Origin of the sequence: Limnofasciculus baicalensis BBK-W-15, assembly GCF_024178385.1 — a bacterium.
In the GTDB taxonomy this organism is placed as follows: domain Bacteria; phylum Cyanobacteriota; class Cyanobacteriia; order Cyanobacteriales; family Coleofasciculaceae; genus Limnofasciculus; species Limnofasciculus baicalensis.
In genome coordinates this window covers 1-2,348 of sequence record NZ_JAMZMM010000607.1, presented here as the reverse complement: position 1 = coordinate 2,348, position 2,348 = coordinate 1, and the positions used below count along the sequence as shown (strand labels likewise).

General features: G+C 43.0%; 3 protein-coding genes. All 3 read right to left on the bottom strand.

Annotated elements, in window-relative coordinates; genetic code table 11:
- Positions 1 to 312: 312 nt before the first annotated feature.
- The 3 genes from grxD to NJ959_RS30895 all read right to left on the bottom strand — a co-directional run bounded on the left by grxD (position 313) and on the right by NJ959_RS30895 (position 2,012).
- Entirely contained in the window at positions 313 to 636 is a 324-nt protein-coding gene (gene grxD, locus NJ959_RS28685) for a Grx4 family monothiol glutaredoxin (protein WP_254015169.1), read from the bottom strand.
- Between the two features lie 66 nt (positions 637 to 702).
- Entirely contained in the window at positions 703 to 963 is a 261-nt protein-coding gene (locus NJ959_RS28680) for a BolA family protein (RefSeq protein ID WP_254015168.1), read from the bottom strand.
- Between the two features lie 50 nt (positions 964 to 1,013).
- The gene (locus NJ959_RS30895; RefSeq protein WP_373693734.1) at positions 1,014 to 2,012 is read right to left on the bottom strand and encodes a hypothetical protein; all 999 of its coding nucleotides are present in this window, start codon (positions 2,010 to 2,012) and stop codon (positions 1,014 to 1,016) included.
- Positions 2,013 to 2,348 lie beyond the last annotated feature (336 nt).

Here is a 2,348-nt window from a genome sequence, read left to right as displayed (position 1 = left end):
AGTCCGCCTTCGCGGACTAAGATCAAATTAGTAGCTTTGAAACCTGCGGAGGCAGTTTTTGTTTGTGTAGATGCGGTTTTAACCGCCAGATGACTTAAACCATTACAGCGGTTTTCGCAGTAATGAGGTACACTTAATTGATCCTCAACATTTAAGCCAAAGCGATTGGAAATCGCGGCTACAAAAACAAAGTCCGCCTTCGCGGACTAAGATCAAATTAGTAGCTTTGAAACCTGCGGAGGCAGGTTTTGTTTGTGTAGATGCGGTTTTAACCGCCAGATGACTTAAACCATTAACAATCGATTGTTTAATCTAGGAAGCCAGTGCTACTTCCAGTTTTTCCTGTAATTCCCCATTTTGATACAATTCGATCATTACATCTGAGCCACCGATGAATTCGCCGTCAACGTAGACTTGGGGAATAGTCGGCCAATTAGAATATTCCTTAATCCCCTGACGAATTTCTTGATCCGCTAATATGTCGATCGTTTCGTAAGAGACACCCAAGGTATTCAGAATCTGAACTACATTATTGGAAAAACCACATTGGGGCATGAGTTTTGTCCCCTTCATGAAAACCAAAACTTTGTTTCCTTTAAGTAACGTGTCAATCCGCTCTTTGATTTCTGGTGTCATAATTTCGATCCAATTCCGAATGTAAAGTTTTCGATAGCTTTAGTTTAGCGCCTTAGCATAATCATCTCAAGCCGTCTGAGTTGTAGCTTTCCATGCTTGAGGCGTGTAGGTTTTCAACGCTAGGGCGTGAATCGCTTCACTTTCCAATGGCTGTTTCAGGGCGGCGAAAACAAGCTGATGCTGTTTCACCAAGCTCTTCCCTTCAAACTGAGATGATACAACAATAGCTTGGAGGTGATCGCCAGTGCCAGTTAAATCCTGCACCTGTACCTCAGCATCGGGTATCTCCTTCTCGATCATTGATTTAACTTGCTCTAGAGTAATCATAAAAATTGTCAATCCTGCTGGTGAAATTTCTAAATTGCGCTACATTCAATTTAACGCTGTGGAGCAGCAGAAGAGGTGGGGAGATTCCCACCCAATCCCGCATAAGGAGAATCGACAAAGCCAATCTCAAATAACTGCTGATAAGCTTTCTTGCCCAACTCGCTAGTGGGATTCTGAGAGCGAATAATCTGAATCAACAGTGGTACAGACAATTCTGGCTGATTTTGCGCCCGATGGACTAGTGCAAGCTGATAGGTAGCTTTGTCGCGCATTTCCCCATTTTCTACGGCTTTTTGCCGTTGAGTATCAAAAATTTGGTTATCGATACCGGAAAAACTAGAAGCAAGTTGTTGATAGAAATTAGAGGATAGATTGAAAATCTGACGCGCCTGTTGGAGTTTTTGGGCAGCTAATTCATAATCCTGATTGTCTACAGCCTGACTTGCCTCAGTCATAAAACGCTGCCCATCTTGCAAACCTGTATCGATAAAGCCGATTTCTACCAACTGCTGATAGGCGGTTTTACCAAGATCCCGGGTAGGATTCTGAGAGCGAATAATTTGGATCAGTAGCGGTACAGCTAATTCTGGCTGATTTTGTGACTGATGGACTACCGCCAGCTTATAGGTGGCTTGATCTCGCATTTCAGCAGTGTCTAGCGCTTTTTGGCGGAGGGAATCGTAAATCCGATTATCGATACCGGAAAAACTGGTAGAAAGTTGTTGATAGAAATTCGATAACTGATTGAATACCTGACGGGCTTGTTGGAGTTTTTGTGTAGCTGAGGCATAGTCTTTTGCTTCAATCGCCTGATTTCCCTCACTCATCAAACGCTGTCCGCTTTGTAAACTTAGGATACTAGCTCCTTGAGTCAAAGGTCGCAGGTTGTTAGGATCGGTTAAGTCTAAGGGTGTCGCACTGCCATCTAATGGTAATACGGGATCGGCATTTTGTGCGATCGCAGGTGGCAGGAGTGCCAAAGCAGCGGTGAAAGGTAGGGTAACTAGGCAGCTAAAGCCTAGGCGATGAATTTTTCCAGCAGAAACCATGAAGGAATTGGGGCGAGGGTATTGACAAAGATAGCATAAAGACGCAGATTTTTTTGATGCCCCCGGTTATACTTGACTTGGTTGTGGTATTATATGATAATGGGAGTGGTGACTCTAATAAAATTTAGGCACGGATTTCCATTATCTAATTTTAACAAAAAAAAATCAATAGCGCAAGCCCCTAAATCGGGTTTTTTAATTTTTTTTTCAGTTTTGTGGGGAAATATTTTGCTGTACCATTACTCAACTCTGTCTAAACCTGATTACCTTTGTTCCTCTTATATTGACACTCCCCGGTCTAAAGACACGGGGATTCTTAAGACATCGAGCGCCTTA